This window comes from Allobosea lupini (assembly GCF_900109525.1).
In the GTDB taxonomy this organism is placed as follows: domain Bacteria; phylum Pseudomonadota; class Alphaproteobacteria; order Rhizobiales; family Beijerinckiaceae; genus Allobosea; species Allobosea lupini.
Genome location: NZ_FOAN01000005.1, coordinates 478,395 through 500,603, shown reverse-complemented (window position 1 = coordinate 500,603; position 22,209 = coordinate 478,395). Strand labels below are relative to the sequence as shown.

Annotated in this window: 20 protein-coding genes; 9 read left to right on the top strand and 11 right to left on the bottom strand. The window is 67.4% G+C overall.

Annotated elements, in window-relative coordinates:
* Positions 1 to 74 precede the first annotated feature (74 nt).
* The 9 genes from BMZ21_RS17710 (at position 75) to proX (ending at position 10,063) form a co-directional block, all read left to right on the top strand.
* Complete coding sequence (locus BMZ21_RS17710; protein ID WP_091837025.1) at positions 75 to 1,880, top strand: helix-turn-helix domain-containing protein; 1,806 nt, start codon at positions 75 to 77, stop codon at positions 1,878 to 1,880.
* Positions 1,881 to 1,988: 108 nt separating this feature from the next.
* Positions 1,989 to 2,990: a flavin reductase gene (locus BMZ21_RS17705; protein WP_091837022.1), complete on the top strand. Its 1,002-nt coding sequence runs from the start codon at positions 1,989 to 1,991 to the stop codon at positions 2,988 to 2,990.
* Positions 2,987 to 4,498 (top strand): aldehyde dehydrogenase, encoded by a 1,512-nt coding sequence (locus BMZ21_RS17700; protein WP_091837168.1) that lies wholly within the window; start codon positions 2,987 to 2,989, stop codon positions 4,496 to 4,498. Before BMZ21_RS17705 ends, BMZ21_RS17700 begins: the two co-directional genes overlap by 4 nt.
* Before the next feature lie 32 nt (positions 4,499 to 4,530).
* The gene (locus BMZ21_RS17695) at positions 4,531 to 5,616 is read left to right on the top strand and encodes an LLM class flavin-dependent oxidoreductase (protein WP_091837020.1); all 1,086 of its coding nucleotides are present in this window, start codon (positions 4,531 to 4,533) and stop codon (positions 5,614 to 5,616) included.
* Positions 5,617 to 5,621: 5 nt separating this feature from the next.
* The gene (locus BMZ21_RS17690) at positions 5,622 to 6,452 is read left to right on the top strand and encodes an alpha/beta fold hydrolase (RefSeq protein ID WP_091837018.1); all 831 of its coding nucleotides are present in this window, start codon (positions 5,622 to 5,624) and stop codon (positions 6,450 to 6,452) included.
* Positions 6,449 to 6,763 carry an NIPSNAP family protein gene (locus BMZ21_RS17685; protein WP_091837016.1) on the top strand — a complete coding sequence of 105 codons (315 nt, stop codon included), beginning with the start codon at positions 6,449 to 6,451 and terminating at the stop codon, positions 6,761 to 6,763. The genes BMZ21_RS17690 and BMZ21_RS17685 overlap by 4 nt, the downstream gene beginning before the upstream one ends.
* A gap of 62 nt (positions 6,764 to 6,825) precedes the next feature.
* On the top strand, positions 6,826 to 7,995 hold the full coding sequence (locus tag BMZ21_RS17680; RefSeq protein ID WP_091837014.1) for a quaternary amine ABC transporter ATP-binding protein: 1,170 nt from the start codon (positions 6,826 to 6,828) through the stop codon (positions 7,993 to 7,995).
* Positions 7,992 to 8,939 carry an ABC transporter permease gene (locus BMZ21_RS17675; RefSeq protein WP_091837012.1) on the top strand — a complete coding sequence of 316 codons (948 nt, stop codon included), beginning with the start codon at positions 7,992 to 7,994 and terminating at the stop codon, positions 8,937 to 8,939. Before BMZ21_RS17680 ends, BMZ21_RS17675 begins: the two co-directional genes overlap by 4 nt.
* A gap of 83 nt (positions 8,940 to 9,022) precedes the next feature.
* Complete coding sequence (proX, locus tag BMZ21_RS17670) at positions 9,023 to 10,063, top strand: glycine betaine/L-proline ABC transporter substrate-binding protein ProX (RefSeq protein ID WP_091837010.1); 1,041 nt, start codon at positions 9,023 to 9,025, stop codon at positions 10,061 to 10,063.
* Between the two features lie 87 nt (positions 10,064 to 10,150).
* Here proX and BMZ21_RS17665 read toward each other — a convergent pair whose 3' ends face one another.
* The 11 genes from BMZ21_RS17665 to ehuR all read right to left on the bottom strand — a co-directional run bounded on the left by BMZ21_RS17665 (position 10,151) and on the right by ehuR (position 22,206).
* Positions 10,151 to 11,533: an aspartate aminotransferase family protein gene (locus tag BMZ21_RS17665; RefSeq protein ID WP_091837008.1), complete on the bottom strand. Its 1,383-nt coding sequence runs from the start codon at positions 11,531 to 11,533 to the stop codon at positions 10,151 to 10,153.
* 31 nt (positions 11,534 to 11,564) lie between these two features.
* Complete coding sequence (locus tag BMZ21_RS17660; protein ID WP_167561672.1) at positions 11,565 to 13,073, bottom strand: NAD-dependent succinate-semialdehyde dehydrogenase; 1,509 nt, start codon at positions 13,071 to 13,073, stop codon at positions 11,565 to 11,567.
* A gap of 133 nt (positions 13,074 to 13,206) precedes the next feature.
* On the bottom strand, positions 13,207 to 13,986 hold the full coding sequence (ehuA, locus tag BMZ21_RS17655) for an ectoine/hydroxyectoine ABC transporter ATP-binding protein EhuA (RefSeq protein WP_091837004.1): 780 nt from the start codon (positions 13,984 to 13,986) through the stop codon (positions 13,207 to 13,209).
* Positions 13,983 to 14,675 carry an ectoine/hydroxyectoine ABC transporter permease subunit EhuD gene (ehuD, locus tag BMZ21_RS17650; protein WP_091837002.1) on the bottom strand — a complete coding sequence of 231 codons (693 nt, stop codon included), beginning with the start codon at positions 14,673 to 14,675 and terminating at the stop codon, positions 13,983 to 13,985. The genes ehuA and ehuD overlap by 4 nt, the downstream gene beginning before the upstream one ends.
* A 10-nt stretch (positions 14,676 to 14,685) precedes the next feature.
* Positions 14,686 to 15,351 carry an ectoine/hydroxyectoine ABC transporter permease subunit EhuC gene (ehuC, locus tag BMZ21_RS17645; RefSeq protein WP_091836999.1) on the bottom strand — a complete coding sequence of 222 codons (666 nt, stop codon included), beginning with the start codon at positions 15,349 to 15,351 and terminating at the stop codon, positions 14,686 to 14,688.
* Between the two features lie 80 nt (positions 15,352 to 15,431).
* A complete protein-coding gene (ehuB, locus tag BMZ21_RS17640) occupies positions 15,432 to 16,283 on the bottom strand; it encodes an ectoine/hydroxyectoine ABC transporter substrate-binding protein EhuB (RefSeq protein WP_091836997.1) in 852 nt (283 codons plus the stop codon).
* 106 nt (positions 16,284 to 16,389) lie between these two features.
* Positions 16,390 to 17,403, bottom strand: coding sequence for a N(2)-acetyl-L-2,4-diaminobutanoate deacetylase DoeB (gene doeB / locus BMZ21_RS17635; RefSeq protein ID WP_091836994.1), 1,014 nt, complete (start codon positions 17,401 to 17,403; stop codon positions 16,390 to 16,392).
* 4 nt (positions 17,404 to 17,407) lie between these two features.
* On the bottom strand, positions 17,408 to 18,586 hold the full coding sequence (gene doeA / locus BMZ21_RS17630; RefSeq protein WP_091836992.1) for an ectoine hydrolase DoeA: 1,179 nt from the start codon (positions 18,584 to 18,586) through the stop codon (positions 17,408 to 17,410).
* Positions 18,583 to 19,596 (bottom strand): ectoine utilization protein EutC, encoded by a 1,014-nt coding sequence (gene eutC / locus BMZ21_RS17625; protein ID WP_091836990.1) that lies wholly within the window; start codon positions 19,594 to 19,596, stop codon positions 18,583 to 18,585. The genes doeA and eutC overlap by 4 nt, the downstream gene beginning before the upstream one ends.
* Positions 19,593 to 20,621 (bottom strand): hydroxyectoine utilization dehydratase EutB, encoded by a 1,029-nt coding sequence (eutB, locus tag BMZ21_RS17620; protein WP_091836988.1) that lies wholly within the window; start codon positions 20,619 to 20,621, stop codon positions 19,593 to 19,595. Before eutB ends, eutC begins: the two co-directional genes overlap by 4 nt.
* A 130-nt stretch (positions 20,622 to 20,751) precedes the next feature.
* Positions 20,752 to 22,206, bottom strand: a complete 1,455-nt coding sequence (ehuR, locus tag BMZ21_RS17615) for a MocR-like ectoine utilization transcription factor EhuR (RefSeq protein WP_091836986.1) — start codon at positions 22,204 to 22,206, stop codon at positions 20,752 to 20,754.
* Between the last annotated feature and the right edge of the window lie 3 nt (positions 22,207 to 22,209).

Here is a 22,209-nt window from a genome sequence, read left to right as displayed (position 1 = left end):
TCCTCCGGTTGCTAGGAAGAACCGGCAGGACGATGCTGCGAGCCTATGCAGATGGCCAGTCAGGATCAGACGCGATGCTCGACCCGGTTTCCCAGATCGCCTCGCTGCGCGATGTCGCCAGCCGGATCAATTCCGGTTCCGATCTCGACGGTCTGCTGCTCGACCTGGTCAAGGTGGCCTGCGAGCATGGCGGCTGGACCATGGGCTCGATCATGGCGGTCGATCTGACCCATGGCCACGCCAATGTGGTCGCGAGGCACGATCCCACCTTGCTCCGCCGGCGGCTCGAGGATCGCTGGGAGCTGGCGACGAGTCCGGCACTGCTCGCCCTGCGAACGGGCGAGCCGGTCTATATCGAGGATGCCCGCACCTCCGAGGACTTCCCTGGCTATCGGCGTGAGGCGTTCGAGCGCGACTACCGCTCGGTGATCGTCCTGCCGCTCGGCAGCGCCGATGCCGAAGGGCGCCCGATGGTGCTCAGCCTGGTCTCGCGGGCTTTGAAGCCAGTGCCGTCCGAAGATCTCGCCTTCATGGCGATGATCGCGCATCTCGGGACCATCGCGGTCGAGCGCGAGCATCGCCTGCGGGCCGCACGGGGCGTTGCCGAGGATTTGCGCCACGCACTGGTCGCGCAAAGCGACCTGCTGCAGGAGGTGCTGGCCGGAGGCTCGATCGAGGCCTTGGCGGAACGGCTTGGCGAATTCCTGCAATGTGCCGTGCTGGTGATCGATTTCTCCGCCAACACGCTCGTCGCCAACGGCTCGCCCATGCCGGATCTGCTCGACGCTGCCGCCTGGCGCAGGCTACTCGCCGAAGGTGAAGCCGACCGGGTGATCGCGCAGCTCAGGCAGAGCGTGACGCGCGAGCGGGCGGGCCGAGCCGAGCTGACGGTCTCGCATGACGGGCGCGTGCTGCGACTGCAGGCGGCGGTCGAACCGCTCGCCGTCGAGGCGGAGCAGGTCGGCGCGCTCGTGCTGTTCGGCGAGGAGCAGGGTGGCGATCTCAGGCGGCTGACGATCGACAGCGCGAAATTCGCCCTGAGCGTGCAGATGATGCGCAGCGTGATCCGCTTCCGCTTCGAGACCCGGACGCTGACGGAGCTGTTCTTCGAGATCGTCGAGCGGCGCTGGCGTGATCCCGACGACATTCTGCGCCGGGCGCGCCATCTCGGCGTCTCGCTCTCGCGGCCGCTGCGGATGATGGTGGTGGACCTGCCTGCCGCCGGCCATGGTGAGCGCGACCGCACCCAGCAGGCGCATCAGAGCGTCGCGCGCCTTGCCGGCCAGCTCAGCCTGGGCTGCCATATCGTCGCCGTCGGTGCCGGGCTCGTCTGCCTCGAGCCCGAGCCGGAGGGGCCGAAGCGCGAAGCCTCAGAACGTTTTGCAAAACGCATCACCGACGTCCTGCGCCATGACCTGCAGGGCGAGCCGATCGTGGTGATCGGCGGGCTGTGCCAGGAGCTCGACGACTATGCCGGCGAGTGGGAGCGGGTCTGGCGCATGGTGCGGATCGCGCGCGGCTTCAAGCGGACCGGCGTGCTGTCGGCGCTCGATTTCGGGCCATTGCCGATGCTGATCGGAGCGGCCGATGCGGCCGAGGTGCGCCGGTTCGTCGACGGCAGCATCGGGCGCGTCGCGAGCCATGACCGGGAGCATGGCACGCCCTATCTCGAGACGCTCGCCACTTATCTGCGCCATGGCTGCCGCAGCCAGGCCTGCGCCGACGCCATGGGCCTGCACGTCACCACATTGCGCTATCGGCTGACGCGGATCCAGGAGTTGTTCGGCATCGATCCCGAGCCGCCCGATACGCGCTTTGCTCTGGAACTGGCGCTCAAGATGCACGGCCTGATCGAGGGAGCCGCGCCTGCGCTCGAATGAAAGCGCGGAAAGATTCCAAGTCACTTCCATCTTTTCATAGGAAGCGCGCTGGCGGCCACCTTCATAGCCTGACTCCGACGTGGCGCATGCCATCGGAGAGGACCAGCCATGCTGGCGACAGCACCCCAGGAGCCGGTTTCGATCGATCCCGTCGCCTTGCGCCGGGCCTTCGGCACCTTCCCGACCGGCGTCACCGTGATCACCACCCGCGATGCCGAGGGCCGGCCGCGCGGGATGACGGCGAACTCCTTCACCTCGGTCTCGCTCGACCCGCCGCTGCTGCTGGTCTGCGTCGGCAAGGGCGCCTCCAGCTACCCGGCTTTCGCGGAAGGGCAGGGTTTCGCCGTCAACCTGCTCCATGAAGGCCAGAAGCCTGTCTCTGCTCTGTTCGCCTCGAAAGCGACGGACAAGTTCACCGACACGCCGCATGACAGCGTCCATACCGGCGCACCTGTGCTGGCCGATTGCATGAGCTGGTTCGATTGCACGGTGCACAACCGTGTCGAGGCTGGCGACCATCTCATCCTGATCGGCCGGGTCAGGGCCTTCGGCACGAGCCCATCCGCCCCGCTGGCCTTCTGCCGCGGGCGCTATGCGGCGGTGAAGGACCCGCTGCCGCCCGGCTGGCTCGCCTCCAGCAGCATGATCGTCAACTACCTCGTCGAGAGCGACGGAAAGCTGCTGCTCTGCCGCAACGAGGATGGTGGCTGGGCGCTGCCCCATGCCGCGCGTCGGATCGTCGATGGCCGGCTCCCGGTTCCCGGCGGCGAGGGGCTGCCGCTGCTGCCGGAGACGACCTTCCTCTACTCGGTCTTCGACATCGCCGACGGCGATCCCGGTCATCTCGTCTATCGGGCGCGGCTGGCGGGCGATGCCGCCGGCCTGGCGCTGCCGGACGGGGTGCGCTTCTTCGGCTTCGACGAACTGCCCTACGAGCAGATCCTCACCCGCGAAACCCGCACGATGCTGCGCCGCTATGTCAGCGAAAGCAGCCGGCGGCGCTTCGGCATCTACGTCGATTCCCATGATGGCGGGCGCTTCGCGATGGTCGAGGACACCCAGCCCTGGGACGGGGTCCCGCAACAATGGGAGCGCGGTGGCGCGGCATGAAGACGACGGTCCAGACACTTCAGGGCTCCCGCATCGGGCATTTCATCGACGGCGCCTTCGTCGCGCCGCAAGACGGCGTCTATGCGCCGAGCTACGACCCGACCACGGCCGAGCCCTGGTATGAATTCGCGCTTGGTGATGCCCGGGATGTCGATGCGGCGGTGCGCTCGGCGAAGGCGGCATTGCTGAACCCGGCCTGGCGCCGGCTGACGCAGACCGATCGCGGCAAGCTGGTGCGCCGGCTCGGCGAACTGGTGCTCGCCCATGCCGAGGAGCTGGCGCAGCTCGAATGCCGCGACAACGGCAAGCTGATCAAGGAAATGCGCGCCCAAATGCGGGCGATCCCGGATTCCTACGGCTACTTCGCCGGCATGGCCGACAAGCTCCAGGGCGACACGATCCCGGTCAACAAGCTCGATACGCTCAACTTCAACCTGCGCGAGCCGATCGGCGTGGTCGGCATGATCATCCCGTGGAACTCGCCGCTGATGATGCTGACCGGCACGCTGGCGCCGTGCCTCGCCATCGGCAACACGATCGTGGTCAAGCCCTCCGAGCATGCGACGGCGTCGGCGCTGGCATTGGCGGAACTCGTCATCGAGGCCGGCATCCCCGCCGGTGTCGTCAACGTCGTCACCGGCGACGGCGCGACCACGGGCGATGCGCTGACGCGCCATCCCGGCATCGCCAAATACGTCTTCACCGGCTCGACCGACACCGGCCGCAAGATCGCCGGCAATGCCGCGGACAACCTCGTGCCCTGCCAGATGGAGCTCGGCGGCAAGTCGCCCCACGTCGTCTTCTCCGACGTCGATATCGAGCGCGCCGTCAACGGCGTCGTCTCCGGCATCTTCGCCGCGGCGGGCCAGACCTGCGTCGCCGGCTCGCGCTGCTTCGTCGAGGCACCGGTCTACGAACGCTTCGTCGAGGCGCTGGTCGAGCGCACCCGGCGGGTCAAGGTCGGTCATCCGATGGCCGAGGACACCGATATCGGGCCGCTGGCGCTGGCGGCACAGCTCGAGAAGGTCGAGCATTTCGTCGGCTCCGGCGTGCGTGAGGGCGCCAAGGTCGCGGTCGGCGGGCGCAAGCCGCAGGACGAGGCCCTGGCGCGCGGCTGGTACTACGAGCCGACGGTGCTGGCCGATGCGCGCAATGAGATGAGCTTCATGCGCCACGAGATCTTCGGGCCGGTGGTCGGGGTCGTGCCCTTCTCGAGCGAAGACGAGATGATCGCGCTCGCCAACGACACCGAATACGGCCTCGCTTCCGGCATCTGGACCCGCGACATCGACCGCGCCATGCGCTTCGCCCGCAATGTCGAGGCCGGCACGGTCTGGATCAACACCTACCGCTCGGCCGCCTTCATGTCCGCCAATGGCGGCACGAAGAAGAGCGGCTACGGCCGCCGCGGCGGCTTCGAGGTCATGCGCGAATTCTCGCGGCTGAAGAACGTCGTCATCGACTACTCGGGCGCCATGCAGGACCCGTTCGTCATCCGGCTGCGCTGACGCGCTGTCCCGCTCGCTCCACGGAGGCATCCATGAAGTTCGCTCTCTCGATCAATCTGGAGCGCTTTTCGCCAGAGGCGTCGATGCAGGACGCCATGTCGCAGATGCTGGCGCTCGCCCGCGTGGCGGATGAGGGCGGCTTCGAGACGCTGTGGACGGCAGAGCACCACACGATCGAATGCACGATCTCGCCCAATCCCTTCCAGACGCTGACCTGGCTCGCCCAGCACACAGATCGCATCAGGCTCGGCACGGCGACGCTGGTGGCGCCCTACTGGTCGCCGATCCGGCTGGCCGGCGAGGCGGCGCTCTGCGATCACCTGACCGGCGGGCGCCTCGAATTCGGCATCGCGCGCGGTGCCTATCAGTACGAGTTCGACCGCATGGCCGGCGGCATGCCTCAGCAGGAAGGCGTCGCCTATATGAAGGAACTCGTGCCGGCGGTGCAGAAGCTCTGGGCCGGCGACTATGCGCATGACGGCCAGTACTGGCAGTTCCCGCTCGCAACCTCCGTACCGAAGCCGCTGCAGAACCCCCATCCACGCATCTGGGTGGCGGCGCGCGATCCCGGCACCTTCGACTGGGCGGTCGGCATCGGCGCCAGCATCCTCTCGACGCCGCTCTCCGCCCCGGTCGCCGAGATCGGCGTGCTGGCGGAGAAATTCCGCAAGGCCTGCGCCGACCATCCCGAGCGTCCGCGGCCGAAATTCATGATGCAGCGCCGCTCCTGCGTCTACGAGCGCTCGCAGGATTGGGAGCAGATCGTCCGCTACAGCGTCGATTACGGCCGCTATTTCGAGAACCTGATGCAGAACATCGGCACGGTGACCAACGGCTTTCCGCAGGCGGTGCCGTTCGAGACCGTCGCCAATCGCGGCAATTACGACCCGCGCGCCATCCGCGACAACCTGGTCTTCGGCACGCCCGACGAGGTCATCCCGAAGCTCGAGGTCTATGAGGCCGCCGGCGTCGACCAATTCTGCCTCGGCCTGTCGTATAATCTGCCCTTCGAGCTGCAGATGAAGACGCTCAGGCTGTTCATCGACCAGGTGATGCCGCATTTCGCGGCTCGCGGGCGCGACGCGGCGAAGCCTCTCTTCGCCGCCGCTGGAGCGTGACGGGCATGGCTGGTCTCGCCGCAGTGACCGAGCCGGATATCGCCGGGACCTTCATGCGCGATGGTGTCGCGCTGAACTACCGGCTGAGCGGGCAGGGGCCGCGGCCCCTGGTCCTGATCCACGGCGTCGGCTCCTACCAGGAGGCCTGGGACGGGGTGATCGCGCGGCTCTCCGATCGCTTCCGGATGCTGAGCTTCGATCTGCGCGGCCATGGCCATTCGGAGCATGTCAGGGGGCGCTACGAGATCGACGATTTCACCGGGGACGTGCTCGGCCTCGCCGATCACGTCGGCTTCGCCAGCTTCGACCTTGCTGGATTCTCGCTTGGTGGGCTGATCGCACAGCGCCTCGCCCTGACCCATCCCGAGCGGCTGCGGCGGCTCGTCCTTCTATCGACCGTATCCGGCCGGACGCCGGAGGAGCGCGAGCGCGTGCTCGCCAGGCTCGCGGCGCTCAAGGCCGGCGATCGCGGCTCGCATTACGATGCCTCGCTGTCGCGCTGGCTGACCGAGGAATTCCAGGAACGCAATCCCGAGCTGATCGCGGAACTGCGGCGGCGCAACGCCGAGAACGATCCGGATTGCTATGCCGCCGCCTATCGCGTCCTGGCGGAAACCGATTTCGGCGGGCTGATCGACCAGATCCGCCTGCCGACGCTGATCGCCACCGGCGAGCACGACCAGGGCTCGAACCCGCGCATGTCACGCTTCATGCATGAGCGCATCGCCGGCTCGCGCCTGCATATCCTGCCGGGGCTGCGCCATTCCCTACTCAACGAGGCGCCCGACCGCGTCGCGGCGCTGATGGACGAGTTTCTCACGGAGGATATGGCGTGATCGTCGAGGAGCGCATTTACCGCATCCGCAACGGACGGATGAACCGCTACCTCCAACTCGTGCGCGAGGAGGGCCTTGCCATCCAGCAGCCCATTCTCGGGCAGCTCGTCGGCTACTTCACCACCGAGATCGGGGCGCTGAGCCAGGTCACTCACATGTGGGCCTATGCCGATCTCGAAGACCGTCGCGTGCGGCGCCAGCAGCTCGCCGACGATCCGCGCTGGCAGGCCTTCCTGCCCAAGCTGGTCGAGAACATCGAGCAGGCCGAGAACCGCATTCTGCTGCCGACGGATTTTTCGCCGCTGCGCTGAGCGCAGCATGCGCGGGTGACAGGCGCAATCGCCGCCCCGCACGATCACAGGAGGGGAGTGCAGTGAGCGAGAGGCTGCGTATCGAGAACCTCTACAAGGTTTTCGCCAAAGATCCCGGACCTGCCCTGCAGGTCCTGCGCAAGGGCGGCACGAAGGACAGCGTCTTCGAGACGCTCGGCCATGTCGTCGGCCTGGATGACGTCTCGCTCGCGGTGCCATCCGGCGCGATGTATATGGTGATGGGGCTGTCGGGCTCCGGCAAATCCACGCTCGCGCGCTGCATCAACCGCCTGAACGAGCCCAGCGCCGGCCGCATCCTGCTCGATGGGCAGGATCTCGTGCCGCTCGACGAGAAGGCGCTGCGCGAGGTCAGGCGCACGCGCATCTCGATGGTGTTCCAGCATTTCGCACTGCTGCCGAACAAGCGCGTGATCGATAATGTCGAGTTCGGGCTGAAGCTGCGCGGCGTCGCACCGGCCGAGCGCCGCCGCCGCGCCGAGGAGGTGCTGTCGGTCGTCGGGCTCGGGCGCTGGGGCTACCATCTGCCGCATGAGCTGTCGGGCGGCATGCGCCAGCGCGTCGGCCTGGCGCGGGCGCTCGCGACCGATGCCGACATCCTGATCATGGACGAAGCCTTCAGCGCGCTCGACCCCTTGATCCGCACCGAGATGCAGGACGAGCTGTTGCGCCTGCAGCGCACGCTCAACAAGACCATCCTGTTCATCACCCATGATTTCCAGGAGGCGCTCAAGCTCGGCACCCGCATCGCGATCATGTCGGAGGGGCGGCTGGTACGCGAGGGCACGCCGCAATCGATCGTGCTCGAGCCGGGCAGCGACTATGTCGCGGCCTTCACCCGCGAGGTCGACCGCGCGCGCCTGTTCGATGCGCGTTCGGTGATGAAGGCGCCGGCGGTGCTCTGGCGCGGGTCGGCCGGCATCGTCGTCGGCGGACCGGAAGGCGGCTTCCTGCTCGACCAAGAGGAGCAGGTCGTCGCCGGGCTTGACGGCGCCGAGATCGCCCGCCTGCAGGAAACCGGGACGCTGCCAGCCGAACAGGCCGCTCCGATCTGTGTCCCGGAGGCAACCAAGCTCATCGATGTCGCGCGCTGCTACCGCGCCGACCGGAGTGTCGGCGTGATCGACGAGGCCGGCCGCCTCGTCGGCCTGCTGGGCGCCGAGCAGATTCTCGCCCGTATCGCCAACCTGCCGGTTCAGGAGCGCGAACCATGATCAAGGCCGACGATCTCGCGATCTTTCCGGTCGACCAGTGGATCCAGGACGGGGTGCGCTGGCTCGCGCTCAACCTGCGTCCGCTCTTCCAGGCGATCAAATGGCCGGTCGAGAGCCTGCTCGGCTTCAACGACTGGGTGCTGCACGCCATCCCGTTCCCGGCGATGCTGCTGCTGATCGGCCTCATCGCCTGGCGTAGCGCCGGCGTGGGCGTCGCGATCTTCAGCGTCGTGTCACTGGTCGTGATCGCCATGCTCGGCGTCTGGGCCGAGGCGATGACGACGCTGTCGCTGATCGCGACGGCGATCGTCTTCTGCGCCGTGATCGGGATTCCGATCGGCATTCTCTGCGCGCGCAGCGACCGGGTCTGGAACGTCGTCCGCCCGATCCTCGACATCATGCAGACGACGCCAACCTTCGTTTATCTCGTGCCGGTGGTGATGCTGTTCGGCGTCGGCACGGTGCCGGGCGAGGTCGCGGTCGTCACGGCGGCCGCGCCGCCCCTGATCCGCTTCACCAATCTCGGCATCCGCATGGTCGAGCACGAGATCGTCGAGGCCGGCCTCGCCTTCGGTGCCGACCGGCGCCAGCTGCTCTGGGAAATCCAGCTGCCGCTCGCGATCCCGACCATCCTCGGTGGCCTCAACCAGACGGTGCTGACCGCGATGGTGATGTCGGTCGTGGTCGCGATGATCGGCGCCGAGGGGCTCGGCCTCGTCGTTCTTCAGGGGCTGGGGAGGCTCGATGTCGGGCGCGCCGCAGTCGGCGGCATCGCCATCGTCCTGCTTGCGATGATGCTGGACCGGATCACCCAGAAGCTCGCCGAGGCCAAGAGTGGCCAGCGCCCGTCGCTGTTCCAGCTCGCCATGCGCTTCCTGCGCGGCGGGCGGCGCGAGGAGATCGCCGCCCTGCCGCCGGGCGAGGCCACCCGGCAAGGCGCATAGACGCCGCAGCCAGCGGCGCAAGACATCCCGCCGGACAAAGCGGGTGGGGACGACAAAAAGCGATAATCAAAGAGGAGAAAGCGATGATCAGCCTGTCAGCCAAGACCCTCGTCAAGACATTTGCCGCGGCCGCGCTCGCCGCCGCCACCCTGCAAGGCGCGGCCTTGGCCCAGGCCCTGCCGGGCAAGGGCAAGACCGTGCGCTACGCCCAGAGCGACAGCCTCGGTGCCAACTACGTCACTGCTCAGATCGTCAGCCGGGCGCTGAAGGAACTCGGCTACGACGTGAAGATCTCGACGCTGAACACCACCCTGTTCTTCCAGGCCGCGGCGCAGGGCGATCTCGATCTTGCGACCGACGTCAACATGCCCCAACGCGAGCCGGCCTTCCGCGCCGTCGAGAAGCAGGCCGAGCTGATCGGCGGCGGCATGATCGTCGGCGGCGGCGTCAACGGCTACCTGATCGACAAGAAGACGGCGACGGCACATAACATCACCAGCCTCGCCCAGATGAAGGACCCCAAGCTCGCCGCGCTGTTCGGCAAGGACGGGCGCGCCGATCTGATCAATTGCGATCCCGGCTGGAGCTGCGGCGACGTCGTCGATTTCCAGCTCGACAAGTTCGGCCTGAAGGACACGGTGCGCTCGGTGCGCGGCAAGTACGAGACGCTGATGGTCGAGGCGGTGGCGCGGGTGAAGCGCGGCGAGCCGGCCTTCTTCTACGCCTGGAGCCCGTCCTGGGTGAACAATGCGCTGATCCCGGGCGAGGAGGTCGTCTGGCTGCCGACGCCCGAGGATGCGCTGCCGCCGAACGTGCCCAATCGCGGCTCGGCCCTCGTCCCCGGCGTCAAGGGCTGCGCCGGCGGCGCCGACCCCTGCCGCATGGCGATGGCGTCGTGGAACTGGGCGTCTGTCGCCAACAAGCAGTTCATCGCCGCCAACCCCGCCGTCAAGGTGCTGATCGAGCAAATGAAATTCCCGCTGCCGACCTGGTCGGGCTGGGAGTTCAGCATCAACAAGAACGGCGCGAGCAGCGCCAACGTCAACCGCATGGCCGATGAGTGGATCAGCCAGAACAAGGCGACCTTCGACAGCTGGGTGAAGAGCGGCCGGGACGCTGTCTGAGTCCATTCGTGAAAGAAAGCCGGCCCGTGGCAGGCCGGCTTTCCCTAGAGCATGAGCGAGAGCCGGCCGCTTGGCCGGCTCTTTTCGTCAAAGCGCTGCCTCCACGGCGCGCCGCGTCGCGTCGACCACCAGATCGGCTTCCTGTTTCGTCAGGCACAGCGGCGGTGCGAAGCCGAGGATGTCGCCCTGCGGCATGGCGCGAGCGATGACGCCCTGTTCGAGCAATGCCGCGGCGATGCGTGGGCCGACCTTCTGCGAGGCGTCGAAGAACACGCGGTCATCCCTGTCGCGGACGAATTCGACCGCTGCCAGCAGGCCCTTGCCGCGGACCTCGCCGACATGGCGATGGCTGCCGACGGCCTCCCTCAGCGCCGCATTGAAATAGGCGCCGACCTCGCCAGCATTGCGCACGAGATCGAGCTCGTCGACGAGTTCGAGATTGGCGACGCCGGCGGCCGCGCAGAGCGGATGCGAGGAATAGGTCCAGCCATGGCCGATCGGGCCGTATTCGTCCGAGCCCTGCTCCAGCACGCGCCAGAGCTTTTCCGAGACGATAACGCCGGAGAGCGGCGCATAGGCCGAGGTCAGCCCCTTGGCGATGGTGATGAGGTCTGGCTCGATGCCGTAATGGTCAGAGCCGAACATGCTGCCGAGGCGGCCGAAACCGGTAACCACCTCGTCGGCAATCAGCAGGATGTCGTGCTTCCTGAGCACTGCCTGGATCTTCGCCCAGTAGCCGGCCGGCGGCGGCACGATGCCGCCGGTGCCGAGCACCGGCTCGCCGATGAAGGCGGCGATGGTATCCGGGCCCTCGGCCTGGATCAGCTCCTCGAGCTTGTCGGCGCAGTGCTGCGAGAACTGCTCCTCGCTGAGGCTGCGATCCTCGCGGCGGTAGTAATAGGGCGCCTCGGTATGCAGGACCGGCGCCTTGGGCAGGTCGAACAGATTGTGGAAGGCGGCGAGGCCTGTGAGGCTACCGGTCATCACGCCCGAGCCGTGATAGCCGCGCCAGCGCGAGATGATCTTCTTCTTCTCCGGCCGCTTCAGGACGTTGTTGTAGTACCAGACCAGCTTGAGATTGGTCTCGTTGGCGTCGGAGCCGGAGAGCCCGAAGAAGACCCGGCTCATGCCCTTCGGCGCCCGCTCCACCACCATCTTGGCGAGCCTGATCGACGGCTCCGAGCCATGGCCGACATAGGCGTGGTAATAGGGCAGCCTGGCCGCCTGCTCGGCGATCGCGTCGGTGATCGCTTTGCGGCCATAGCCGACATTGACGCAATAGAGCCCGGCGAAGGCGTCGAGGCTGCGCTTGCCGTCGCGATCGACGATGTAGACACCCTCGCCACCGGCGATGATGCGATTGGACGTCTCGCCGCGGGCATGCTGGCCCATATGCGTCGAAGGGTGGAAGAAGTGGTCGCGGTCCCAGGCGTCCAGTTCGTTGTCGGTGCGGGCGGGGTGGTCGAGCATCGCAATCATCCTGATGAAGGGGGAGGGAGCCTCAGTTCAGGTCGAGGCAGACATATTTGAGGTCGGTGAAGGCCTCGAGGCCGTGGCGCGAGCCCTCGCGGCCGACGCCGGATTGCTTCATGCCGCCGAAGGGGATCGGCGCGCCGGTGATCTTGACGCGGTTGACCGCGACCATGCCGTAGTCGAGCGCCTTGGCAAGGCGGGCTCCGCGGGCGCCGTCACGGGTTACGACATAGGCGACGAGGCCATATTCGGTGTTGTTGGCGCGGGCGATGACCTCGTTCTCGCTGTCGAACGGGGCGATGGCGGCAACCGGCGCGAAGGTTTCCTCGCGCATGATCAGCGCCTGGTCCGGCACGTCGGCGAGCACGGTCGGCGCCAGGAAAAGCGGCCCGGGCATGGCGCGCTCCGGCGTCAGCCGTCTTGCGCCGTGCGCCAGCGCATCGGCGATCTGGGCCTCGGCCTTGCGTTTGGCGGCGGCATGCATCAGCGGGCCGATCTCGACGCCGTCCTCAAGCCCGGCGCCGACGCGCAGCGCCGCTGTCTTCTCGGCGAAGGCGGTGCAGAAGCGCTCATAGAGGCCGCGCTGGACATAGATGCGGTTGGCGGCGAGGCAGTCCTGGCCGGAGGTCGCGAATTTGGCGTCGATCGCAATCGCCACGGCGCGGTCGAGATCGGCATCGTCGAAGAGGATCAGCGGGGCATGGCCGCCGAGTTCCATCACCGTGCGCTTGACGGTCGCGGCCGCATTACGGGCGACGATGCGGCCGATCTCGGTCGAGCCGGTGAAGCTGACGGCGCGCACCCTCGTATCGGCGCAATAGGTCTCGGCGATCGGCGCGGCGTCGCCGGTGACCACGTTGAAGACGCCAGCCGGCAGGCCGGCGCGGTCGGCGAGCTCGGCCAGCGCCAGAGCCGAGAGCGGCGTATGCGAGGACGGGTGGGCGACGACGGTGCAGCCGGCGGCGAGCGCGGCGGCAGCCTTGCGCGTCAGCATGGCGGAGGGGAAGTTCCAGGGTGTCAGCAGGGCGGCGACGCCGACCGGCTCGCGCGACAGCGACATCTGCGCACCCGGGAGGTGGCTGGTAACGCCTTCGGCGTTCACCCGCATCGCCTCTTCGGCGTAGTAGGCGATGAAGTCGGCGGCATAGGCGATCTCGCCGCGCGATTCCGCCAGCGGCTTGCCCTGTTCGAGCGTCATCAGCAAAGCGAGGTCCTCGGCTGCCGCCAGCATCGCCGCATGCCAGCGTCGCAGCAGCACGGCGCGCTCCTGCGGCAGCAGCCCTTTCCAGGCCGGGAAGGCGGCATGAGCCGCGTCGATCGCCTGCGTCGCTTCGCTGGCACCCAGCGCTGCGACCTGCGCGACGAGGGCGCCGGTCGCAGGATCGGTCACCCGGAAGGTCTCGCCGTCGGGTGCGGCGGTCCAGCGCCCACCGATATAGGACAGCTGCCGCAGCAAGCGGCGATCGGTCAGGCGCGCCAAGCCAGGATGCTCTGCCGGCTTGGCGATCGTCGCTTCCCGTCTTGCCGCGCTCGTCATCGTGCTCATGACCATCCTCCCTCGGTTGAACGAGGCTAGGCGGAAGGCTGGCGAGACTGTCTTCGAAGTGCCGGCTCTGTGCCGAGGCAGTCTCGGAAATTCGGGGTGGCGCCGATAGAATTTCGGTGCGCACTCAGCCCAGCACGGAGGCCAGGAATTCGCGGGTGCGCGGCTGCTCCGGTGCGCTGAATATGCGCTCCGGCTCGCCCTGTTCGCAGATGCGGCCCTTGTCGAAGAAGCAGACCCGGTCGGAGACCTCGCGGGCGAAACGCATCTCGTGGGTGACGAGCAGCATGGTGAGATCATGCTCGCTGGCGAGGCCGCGGATGACGGAGAGCACTTCGCCGACGAGCTGCGGATCGAGCGCCGAGGTCGGCTCGTCGAAGAGCAGCACGCGGGGACGCATGGCAAGCGCGCGGGCGATGGCGACGCGCTGCTGCTGGCCGCCGGAGAGCTGGGCGGGAAAATGGTCCTTCTTGTCGGCGAGCCCGACCATGGCGAGCAGGTCGACGGCCCGGCATTCGGCCTCGCCGCGGGGCAGGCCGAGCACCCGTACCGGCGCCTCGACGACATTGCGCAGAACGGTCATGTGCGGGAACAGGTTGAAGCTCTGGAAGACCATGCCGACATGGCTACGGATCTGGCGCAGATGCCCGTCCGAGGCCTTGAACGGGCCGCCGGCATTCGGCTCGTGATAGGGAATGCCGGCGAGAGTCAGGCGGCCTTCCTGGAAGGGCTCCAGCGTCATCAGGATGCGCAGCACCGTCGACTTGCCCGAGCCAGACGGGCCGATCAGCGTGACCTTCTCGCCGCGCGCGACGCTGAAGTTGAAATCGTCGAGCACGGTCAGCGCGCCGAAGCGCTTGGTCACGCCGGCGAACTCGATGATGGGGGCCTGAGTGGTCTCGGTCATCGCAGCGGGATCCCTGCTTTCGGCAGCGCCTTCTGCAGCCGGTGCAGGCCGGCCGAGCAGATCAGCGTGAGGAGAAGGAAGATCAGGCCGACCAGCGTCAGCGGCACGAGATATTCGAAGGTACGCTCGCCGATCATGTTGGCGAGGCCCATCATCTCGAGGACGGTGACGACGGAGAGCACCGGGGTCTCCTTGATCATGGCGACGAGATAATTGCCCATCGCCGGCAGGATGCGCGGCACGATCTGCGGCACGACGATGTCGCGATAGGTCTGCAGGCGGGAGAGGTTCAGTGCGGTCGCCGCCTCCCATTGCCCGCGCGGCACGGCCTCGATGCCGCCGCGATAGACTTCGGAGGTGTAGGCCGAATATTGTAGCCCGAGCGCAAGCGCCCCGGTGAGGAAGGCCGGCAGCGTGATGCCGTAGTCGGGCAGCACGTAATAGAGGAAGAAGAGCTGCACCAGCAGCGGCGTGTCGCGCAGGAACTCGACGACGATGGCCGTCGTCCAGGAAACGGCCGTGATGCGGCTGCGCCGCAGCAGCGCGAAGACCAGGCCGAGCACGAGCGCGATCGCAAACCCGGCCGCAGCCGCCTGCAAGGTCACGGAGAGGCCGATCAGAATGATCGGCAGGATCGAGGACGCGTAGGTCAGCGGCGTCGTCGTATCCCATTCGAAGCCGTACATCATGCGCGGCTCCTCACGAATGTGCCGCGCGCGGGAAGGCCGCGCCGCGCCGGACCAGCCGCTCGATCAGTCGCATGACCAGCATCAGCACCAGCGACATCGCGAAATAGCCGACCAGCGTCAGGCTGTAGACGCCGGCGCTGTCGAGGGTGAGGTTTCGGATCGACTGGGCCCGGAAGGTCAGGTCGGCGATGGAAATCAGCGAGACCAGCGAGGACAGTTTCAGGGTCTCGATGGCGAGATTGCCGAAGGCCGGCATCATCTCGACCAGCGCCTGCGGCAGGGAGATGTGGATCAGCGTCTGGGTGCGGCCGAAATTCAGCGCCCGCGCCGCCTCGTGCTGCTGGACGGAGACCGATTGCAGGGCGCCGCGGACGATCTCGGAGCCATAGGCGCCGACATGCAGCGAGAGCACGAGAATGCCGGTGGCGACCGGCTCGAAGCTGATCCCGACGAGCGGCAGCGCGTAGTAGAACCAGAACAGCTGGACGAGAAGCGACGTCCCGCGGAAGAGCTCGGTGTAGCAGAGCGCGACCAGCGACAGCACGCGCCCGCCCTCGACGCGGGCAATACCGGCCGCGAAGGCCGCGACGGCGCCGATCGCGATCGCCGACAAGGTGATCCCGGCGGTGATCAGGGCGCCGCGCGACAAGGCGGGCAGATAGGACAGCCACTCCATCCGGCAGGCTCCGCGACGAGGTTGAACAGGCGTGGAGCTCCGCCCGCCACCAAAGCGGGCAGAGCGGTGTCGGTCAGAGACTATTTGCCGGCGCAGAGATCCTCGACCTTGCGCTCGGCCGCCGCCTTGATGCTGGCGTCCGAGAGGCCATAGGTGCCAAGGATCTTCTTGTAGTCGTCGGTCTTGCGGAACTCGACGAGCGCGGCATTGAAGGCGTCGCGCAGCTCCTTGTCCTCCGGCCGAAAGGCGAAGCCGCCGAAATTGCGGACCGGCTTGCCGTTGACCACCGGGTCGGTGAACGGCGCGACCTGCTCGACATTGGCCTGGCCCTTGGCCAGCGAGGCGACGGTGAGCTCGGTCGCGGCATAGGCGTCGGCGCGGCTCTGCACGGTGGCGAGCGCGTCGGCATTGGCCGTGATGAAGATCACTTGGCTGTCCTTCACGCCGACGGCGCGCAGGAAGTCGATATTGTTGGCGCCGGAGACGACCGCGACCTTGAGCGACGGGTCCTTGGCGATATCGGCATAGGTCGTCAGCTTCTTCGGATTGCCCTTCTTCACCAGCAGCCCCTCGCCATAGGAGGAGTTCGGTTCGGTGAAGGAGACCTGCTTGCAGCGCTCGGGCGAGATGTTCTGCTCGGCGGCGACGAAGTCGAAGCGCTTGGCCTTGAGGCCGGGGATCAGCGTGCCGAAGGGCGTCACCGACCAGTTGGCCTCGGCGATGCCGAGCTTCTTCAGCACGGCGTTGGCGACGTCGGGGCCGATGCCGGCGGAAGTCCCATCATCCTTCATATAGGAATAGGGCACCTCATTGGCGGTGGCGATGCGGATATAGCCCTGGTCCTTGACGTCCTTGAGGCTGGTGGCGCCGGCAGCGGCGAGGCCGGCGGCGAGAGCAATGGCGGAGAAACCCGCGATCTTCAGGAACAGCATCTACAATTCTCCTCTGGTTGATGTTTCTCCGCTTGCCGATTGCTTCGGCTTCTCTGGCGTCTTCGCGCCGGCGGTTGGCTTGGACCGGTCCCCCGGCCGAACGGGTTCAGGGCGCCTCCGTCAGCACGGCAAGCACCGAGAGGCAGTCGCCGGCCTTGATCAGCCCGGGGACGTGGCGGGCGGCGAGCACGCCATCCATCGCGGCCTGGTATTCGGCCGGGGCGAGCCCGGTCTTTCCGACGGGATAGACCCGGGCGATGACCTCGCCGGCGCGCACGGGCTCGCCGAGGTCGTGCTCGAAGACGATCAGTCCGTCGTCCTGCGCGAAGCTGAAGCAATCGGCCGAGGGCATGTCGAGCCAGCTTGTCGGCGTCGTCTCGGGCGTTCCGGCAAGGATGCCGGCATGCCTGAGCAGGTTGCTGGCGCCGCGCCGGGCGATACCGATACTGCGCGCGCTCGCCGTTCCCGCGCCGCCAAGCTCGGTCGTGACGAAGACCTTGCCCATCGCCTCGACGGTGGTGTCGAGCATGCCGACGGCGTCGATCTCCAGCATCTTCATCGAGTAGGGCGCGGAGAAGGCGGCGACCGCCGCAAAGCAGCGCGCCTCCTGCGCCTTGTCCGGCAGTTCGTGCGCCGCGGCGTAGGGCAGGAAGTCGAGCGTCTTCCCACCGGAATGGAAGTCGAGGACGATGTCGGCCAGCGGGACGAGATGGCGCGTGACGTAGTCGGCGATCTTTTCGGTGACGCTGCCATCCGGGCGGCCCGGAAAGCTGCGGTTCATGTTGCCCTTGTCGATCGGGGAGGTGCGCGTCCCCGCCCGGAAGGCCGGATAGTTCAGCGCCGGCAGGATGATCACCCGGCCGGTGACGTGGGCCGGGTCGAGGGTCCGGGCCAGCTCGAACAGCGCCGCCGGCCCTTCATATTCATCGCCATGGTTCGCGCCGATCAGTAGCGCGGTCGGCCCGTCGCCATTGGCGATCATGCAGACCGGGATCATGACCGAGCCCCAGGCGCTGTCGTCGCGGCTGTAGGGCAGGCGCAGGTGCCCATGCTGGACACCCTGCGCCGAGAGGTCGATTGTCGGCGTCACTGGCGACGGACGGGGCGAAGCGGTCAGCATCGGCTCAACCCTTGACGAAGAGCCGGCGCGGCACGTTCGACAGGCATTCGACGCCGGTGTCGGTGATCGCGATGCTCTCGGTGATCTCGAGGCCCATATCCTCGAGCCAGAGGCCGGTCATGAAGTGGAAGGTCATGCCGGGCTTGAGCTCGGTCCGGTCGCCGGGGCGCAGGCTCATCGTACGCTCGCCCCAATCGGGCGGATAGGACAGGCCGATCGGGTAGCCGGTGCGGTTGTCCTTGATGATCCCGTACTTTTTCAGCACGCCGAAGAAGGCGTTGGCGATATCCTCGCAGGTGTTGCCCGGTTTGGCCGCGGTGAGCCCGGCCTCCATGCCTTCGAGCGTCGCCTTCTCGGCATCGAGGAAGGCCTGCGTCGGCTTGCCGAGGAAGACGGTGCGCGAAAGCGGGCAATGATAGCGCCTGTAGGCACCGGCGATCTCGAAGAAGGTGCCTTCACCGATACGCATCGGCTTGTCGTCCCAAGTCAGATGCGGGGCGGAAGCATCGGCGCCCGAAGGCAGCAGCGGCACGATCGCCGGATAGTCGCCGCCGAACTCGGCCGTGCCGCGGATGCCGGCGTCGTAGATCTCGGCGACGAGATCGCATTTGCGCATGCCGGGCTCGACGACATCGACGATGCGCTGGTGCATCAATTCGACGATGCGGCCGGCCTTGCGCATGTAGTCGAGCTCGGTGGCGCTCTTGACCGCGCGCTGCCAGTTCACCAGCCCGCCGGCATCCTTGAAGCGGGCGTTCGGCAGATGCTTTTGCAGCGAGGCGAAGGCGGCCGCCGAGAAGTAGTAATTGTCCATCTCGACCGCGATCGAGAGCCTGTCCCAGCCGCGCTCCCCGATGATCTGCGCGAGGAGGTCCATCGGATGGCGCTCGGTCGACTGCACATAGTGGTCGGGATAGCCGACGATATTGTCGTGGCCGATGTAAGCGGTGCGCTTTGCGCCGTTCGCATCCTGCTTGCGGCCATACCAGATCGGCTCGCCGGTCGGCGGCACCAGCACGCATTGGTGGACGTAGAACGACCAGCCGTCATAGCCGGTGAGCCAATGCATGTTCGAGGGATCGGTGACGATCATCAGCTCGATCCCGGCACGCTCCATGGCAACGCGGGTCTTGGCGAGGCGCTCGGCATATTCCTCGCGGGTGAAGTTCAGGGTCACGGTCACGCGGCGTCTCCCGCTTCGGCTTTGGTGTCGATGGTCTGCCCGGCGCCGGCAGTGCGGGCGCGGGCGGCGGCAAGATTGGCGATCGCGGTGTCCTGCACGCCGGTGCCGGTCAGGTCGGCGAGGGTGATCTCGTCGGAGCTCCTGCGGCCCGGACGCTTGCCGGCTATGACCTCGCCGAGCTCGGCGAAAACCTGGTCTGCCGCGGCGAGGCCGGCGCGGATCGCCGAGGCGAGCTCGCCGAGGCGCCTTGTCTGGCTGAGGCGATCGGTGACATAGGTCACGCGGGCGAAGGCAGCCGGATCGACCTCGTTCTTGTGCTCGCTGTCGGAACCCATGGCCGTGACGTGCTGGCCGGGTTCGAGCCAGTCCGCCATCAGGATCGGCCGCTCTGCCGGCGTGGTGGTGACGATGACATCGGCCCCTCGCATGGCAGCTTGCGGATCGGCGACGGCGGCGACGGCAAAGCCGAGCTTGCGGGAGAGCTCGCGTGCGGCCTCATTGGCCTTGCGCGGATCACGCGCCCAGATCCGGGCCTCGCGGAGCGGCCGCACCAGCGCCAGCGCTTCGAGCTGGAGCCTCGCCTGCATGCCGGCGCCGAAGATCGCAGCGACCGCAGCATCCGGCCGGGCGAGATGCCGCGCTGCGACGGCTCCGGCGGCGGCCGTCCTGACATCGGTGAGATAGCCGTTGTCGAGAAGCAGCGCCTCGACGAGGCCGGTCCTGGCGCTGAACAGGATCATCAGCCCGTTGAGGCTGGGCAGACCAAGCCTGGGATTGTCGAAGAAGCCGGGGCTGACCTTGATCGCGAAACCGCCGAAGCCGGGCACATAGGCGGTCTTCACATCGACCTCGCCGCGGTGCTCGGGAATGTCGAGCCGCAGGATCGGCGGCATCGCGACCGGCCTGGTGGCGAGCGCGGCGAAGGCTTGTTCGATACAATCGATCGCGCTCAGGTCGAGCCTGACGATGCGGCGCAATTCCGCTTCGGTGAGGACGAGCATGCGGCTCATGCGGCGGCTCCGGAGACAATGCGCCGGTGCATGGCCTCGTCGATATTGCGGCCGGAGACGATCAGCGCCGCCGGGCCATGCAGACTGACCTTGCCGGCGAGCAAGGCGGCGATGCCGACCGCGCCGGCGCCCTCGACGACTTCATTCTCGACAAGAGCGGCATGGCGGATGCCAGCCGCGATCTCGGCTTCGCTGAGCAGCACGACCTCGTCGATCAGATCGCGGCACAGCGCGAAGGTGACTTGGTTGGCAAGGCCGATGCCGCCGCCGAGCGAATCCGCCAGCGTTTCCTCTTCGACCACGTCGACGGGCCGGCCGGCGGCGATCGCGGCGGCCATCGCGGCGCCGCGCTCCATCGAGATGCCGACGATCCTCGCGGACGGCCGCAGCGCCTTGACCGCGACGGCAATGCCGGCGGCCAAGCCGCCGCCCGAGAGCGGGATCAGCACGCAGGAGAGATCGGGCAGGTCCTCAACCAGTTCGAGGCCGATCGTGCCCTGGCCGGCGACGACGTCAGGCTGATCGAAGGGGGGAATCTGAATGAGCCCGTGCTCGGCGACCAGCCACTCGACCTCGGCCTGCGCATCATCCTGGGAGCGGCCGACGATGCGGACCTGCGCGCCGAGCGCGCGGATCGCCTCGACCTTGTTTGAAGGCACCAGCGCCGACATGCAGATGGTGGCGGCTAGGCCGAGCTCGCGAGCGGTGTAGGCGACGGCACGGCCATGATTGCCGGTCGACGCGGTCACGAGTCCGCGCCGGTGCTGCTCGTCGCTCAATGCCAGCACCGCATTCATCGCGCCGCGCAGCTTGAAGGCGCCGATCGGCTGGCGGGTTTCGAGCTTGAGATGGACAGGTTGGCCGCAGAGGCGGCTCAGGGCAGGGGAGGTTACGAGCGGCGTACGCACCACCCGGCCGGCTATATGCGCCGCGGCGGCTTCGATCTCAGGCAGTGCGACGACGGCCAGCGGCGCGGCCGCTCGTTCTGCTTCCGCGGTGGCAAGATGCGGTTTGGTCACCGGCATTCCCCTCTCGCTTGTCATGCTGCGAGGGGTAAAATTTCATGTCAATTATTATATTGTCATGATTCAATTATGCCGGACATGGGCCAAAGGCGGCAACGACACGGCAAAGTGGGCTCTTTCGCCGCCGCCCTCAGCCGATCGCGCCGATGTCGAAAACCGGCGGAAGCTGCTCGAAGGTCTGGCCTATCGTCGTCAGTGTCCGGGCCAGCAGTTCATGGCTCATCCGCCCGCCCAGGCAGATGCGGATGCCGCCGCCATGATTGGGGCCGGCGACGAAGGGGTCGGACGGTGTCACAGCCACGCGCCGGTCGGCGAGCGAGCGCACCAGGCCGTCTTCGCTCCAGTACGCGGGCACCTTGAGCCAGGCGCAAAGCGAGAGCGGATGGCTCGAGGCGACATGGCCCCCAAGCGTCTCCGCGACGATGCGCTGGCGCGCCGTCGCCTCCGCGCGCTGAACAGCAAGAAGCCTTTGCGCCGTGCCGTCCTCGACCCAGCGTGTCGCGATCTCGGCGGGCAGATAGGTGCCGCTCCAGCTCGTCACGCGCAGGATCGAGGCGGCACGGATCGAATATTGCGGCGGCACCACCAGATAACCGACGCGCAGGCCGGTCAGCACCGTCTTGGTGAAGCTGGTGAGGAAGAAGCCGAGCTCGGGCAGCATCGCCGTGATCGACGGCAGCGGCTCGGGGATCAGCGGCTTGTAGACCTCGTCCTCGACCACGAAGACGCCATGGCTCTGCGCGATCTCGGCAATGGCACGGCGGCGCTCTGGGCCGGCGACATGGCTCGTCGGATTGTTGAGCGTCGGAATGAGGACGAGCGCCCGGACGCCTCCAGCGCGGCAGGCGGCCTCGAAAGCCTCGGCGCGGATACCTTCCTCGTCGGTCGGCAGCCCCTTGAGGCTGAAGCCGAGGACGTTGGCGAGGCCGATGACGCCGTGATCGGTCAGGTTCTCGGTCAGCACGATATCGCCGGCGCGAACCACGCAGGCGAGAGCAAGGAAGAGCGCATGCGCAGCGCCGTTGGTGATTAGCACGCGCTCGACGGAGGTCTCGACGCCGAGCGGCCCAAGCCAGAGGCGCGCCGCTTCACGATGGCGATCAAGGCCGGCGATCGGCCGGCACGGGCGCATGAAGGGACTGGTGTCGCCCTCGGCCAATGCCGCCAGCGCCTGGCGCGAAGCCGCCTCATGCGCATCGAGATAGACCCCGCGCACGATCGAGAGGTCGACGACCTCGGTCGGGCTGCGGTCGAGCATCAGCCGGCCGGCCTGCTCGGTCACGCGGCTTTTCACGAAGGTTCCGCGCCCGACCTCGCCGCTGAGATAGCCGAGGCGCTCGGCCTCCTTGTAGCTGAGGCTGACGGTCTGGACGGAGATGCCGAGATCGCGGGCGAGGTCGCGATGAGTCGGCATCCGGTCCATCGGCTTCAGGACGCCGGCGTCGATGTCGGCGATAATGCGCTCGGTCAGCGCGGCGTGCTTGGTCGCGCCCTTCTGCTTCGTCAGGGCCGGATGCCATTCGACGGCTTTCTCTACAATGGGAGAAAGCCTGGCGCCCGAAGGCTTCTCGGCTTGACGGAACATGGG

Excerpts from the sequence above, each read along its gene's own strand:
- BMZ21_RS17695 (WP_091837020.1), top strand. The coding sequence starts at position 4,531 with ATGAAGTTCGCTCTCTCGATCAATCTGGAGCGCTTTTCGCCAGAGGCG.
- ehuA (WP_091837004.1), bottom strand. The coding sequence starts at position 13,986 with ATGACCGAGACCACTCAGGCCCCCATCATCGAGTTCGCCGGCGTGACC.
- BMZ21_RS17700 (WP_091837168.1), top strand. The coding sequence starts at position 2,987 with ATGAAGACGACGGTCCAGACACTTCAGGGCTCCCGCATCGGGCATTTC.
- eutC (WP_091836990.1), bottom strand. The coding sequence starts at position 19,596 with ATGAGCCGCATGCTCGTCCTCACCGAAGCGGAATTGCGCCGCATCGTC.
- proX (WP_091837010.1), top strand. The coding sequence starts at position 9,023 with ATGATCAGCCTGTCAGCCAAGACCCTCGTCAAGACATTTGCCGCGGCC.
- BMZ21_RS17675 (WP_091837012.1), top strand. The coding sequence starts at position 7,992 with ATGATCAAGGCCGACGATCTCGCGATCTTTCCGGTCGACCAGTGGATC.
- ehuD (WP_091837002.1), bottom strand. The coding sequence starts at position 14,675 with ATGATGTACGGCTTCGAATGGGATACGACGACGCCGCTGACCTACGCG.
- doeB (WP_091836994.1), bottom strand. The coding sequence starts at position 17,403 with ATGCTGACCGCTTCGCCCCGTCCGTCGCCAGTGACGCCGACAATCGAC.
- BMZ21_RS17660 (WP_167561672.1), bottom strand. The coding sequence starts at position 13,073 with ATGACGAGCGCGGCAAGACGGGAAGCGACGATCGCCAAGCCGGCAGAG.
- BMZ21_RS17705 (WP_091837022.1), top strand. The coding sequence starts at position 1,989 with ATGCTGGCGACAGCACCCCAGGAGCCGGTTTCGATCGATCCCGTCGCC.
- ehuR (WP_091836986.1), bottom strand. The coding sequence starts at position 22,206 with ATGTTCCGTCAAGCCGAGAAGCCTTCGGGCGCCAGGCTTTCTCCCATT.
- BMZ21_RS17710 (WP_091837025.1), top strand. The coding sequence starts at position 75 with ATGCTCGACCCGGTTTCCCAGATCGCCTCGCTGCGCGATGTCGCCAGC.
- BMZ21_RS17690 (WP_091837018.1), top strand. The coding sequence starts at position 5,622 with ATGGCTGGTCTCGCCGCAGTGACCGAGCCGGATATCGCCGGGACCTTC.
- ehuB (WP_091836997.1), bottom strand. The coding sequence starts at position 16,283 with ATGCTGTTCCTGAAGATCGCGGGTTTCTCCGCCATTGCTCTCGCCGCC.
- BMZ21_RS17665 (WP_091837008.1), bottom strand. The coding sequence starts at position 11,533 with ATGCTCGACCACCCCGCCCGCACCGACAACGAACTGGACGCCTGGGAC.
- eutB (WP_091836988.1), bottom strand. The coding sequence starts at position 20,621 with ATGCCGGTGACCAAACCGCATCTTGCCACCGCGGAAGCAGAACGAGCG.
- ehuC (WP_091836999.1), bottom strand. The coding sequence starts at position 15,351 with ATGGAGTGGCTGTCCTATCTGCCCGCCTTGTCGCGCGGCGCCCTGATC.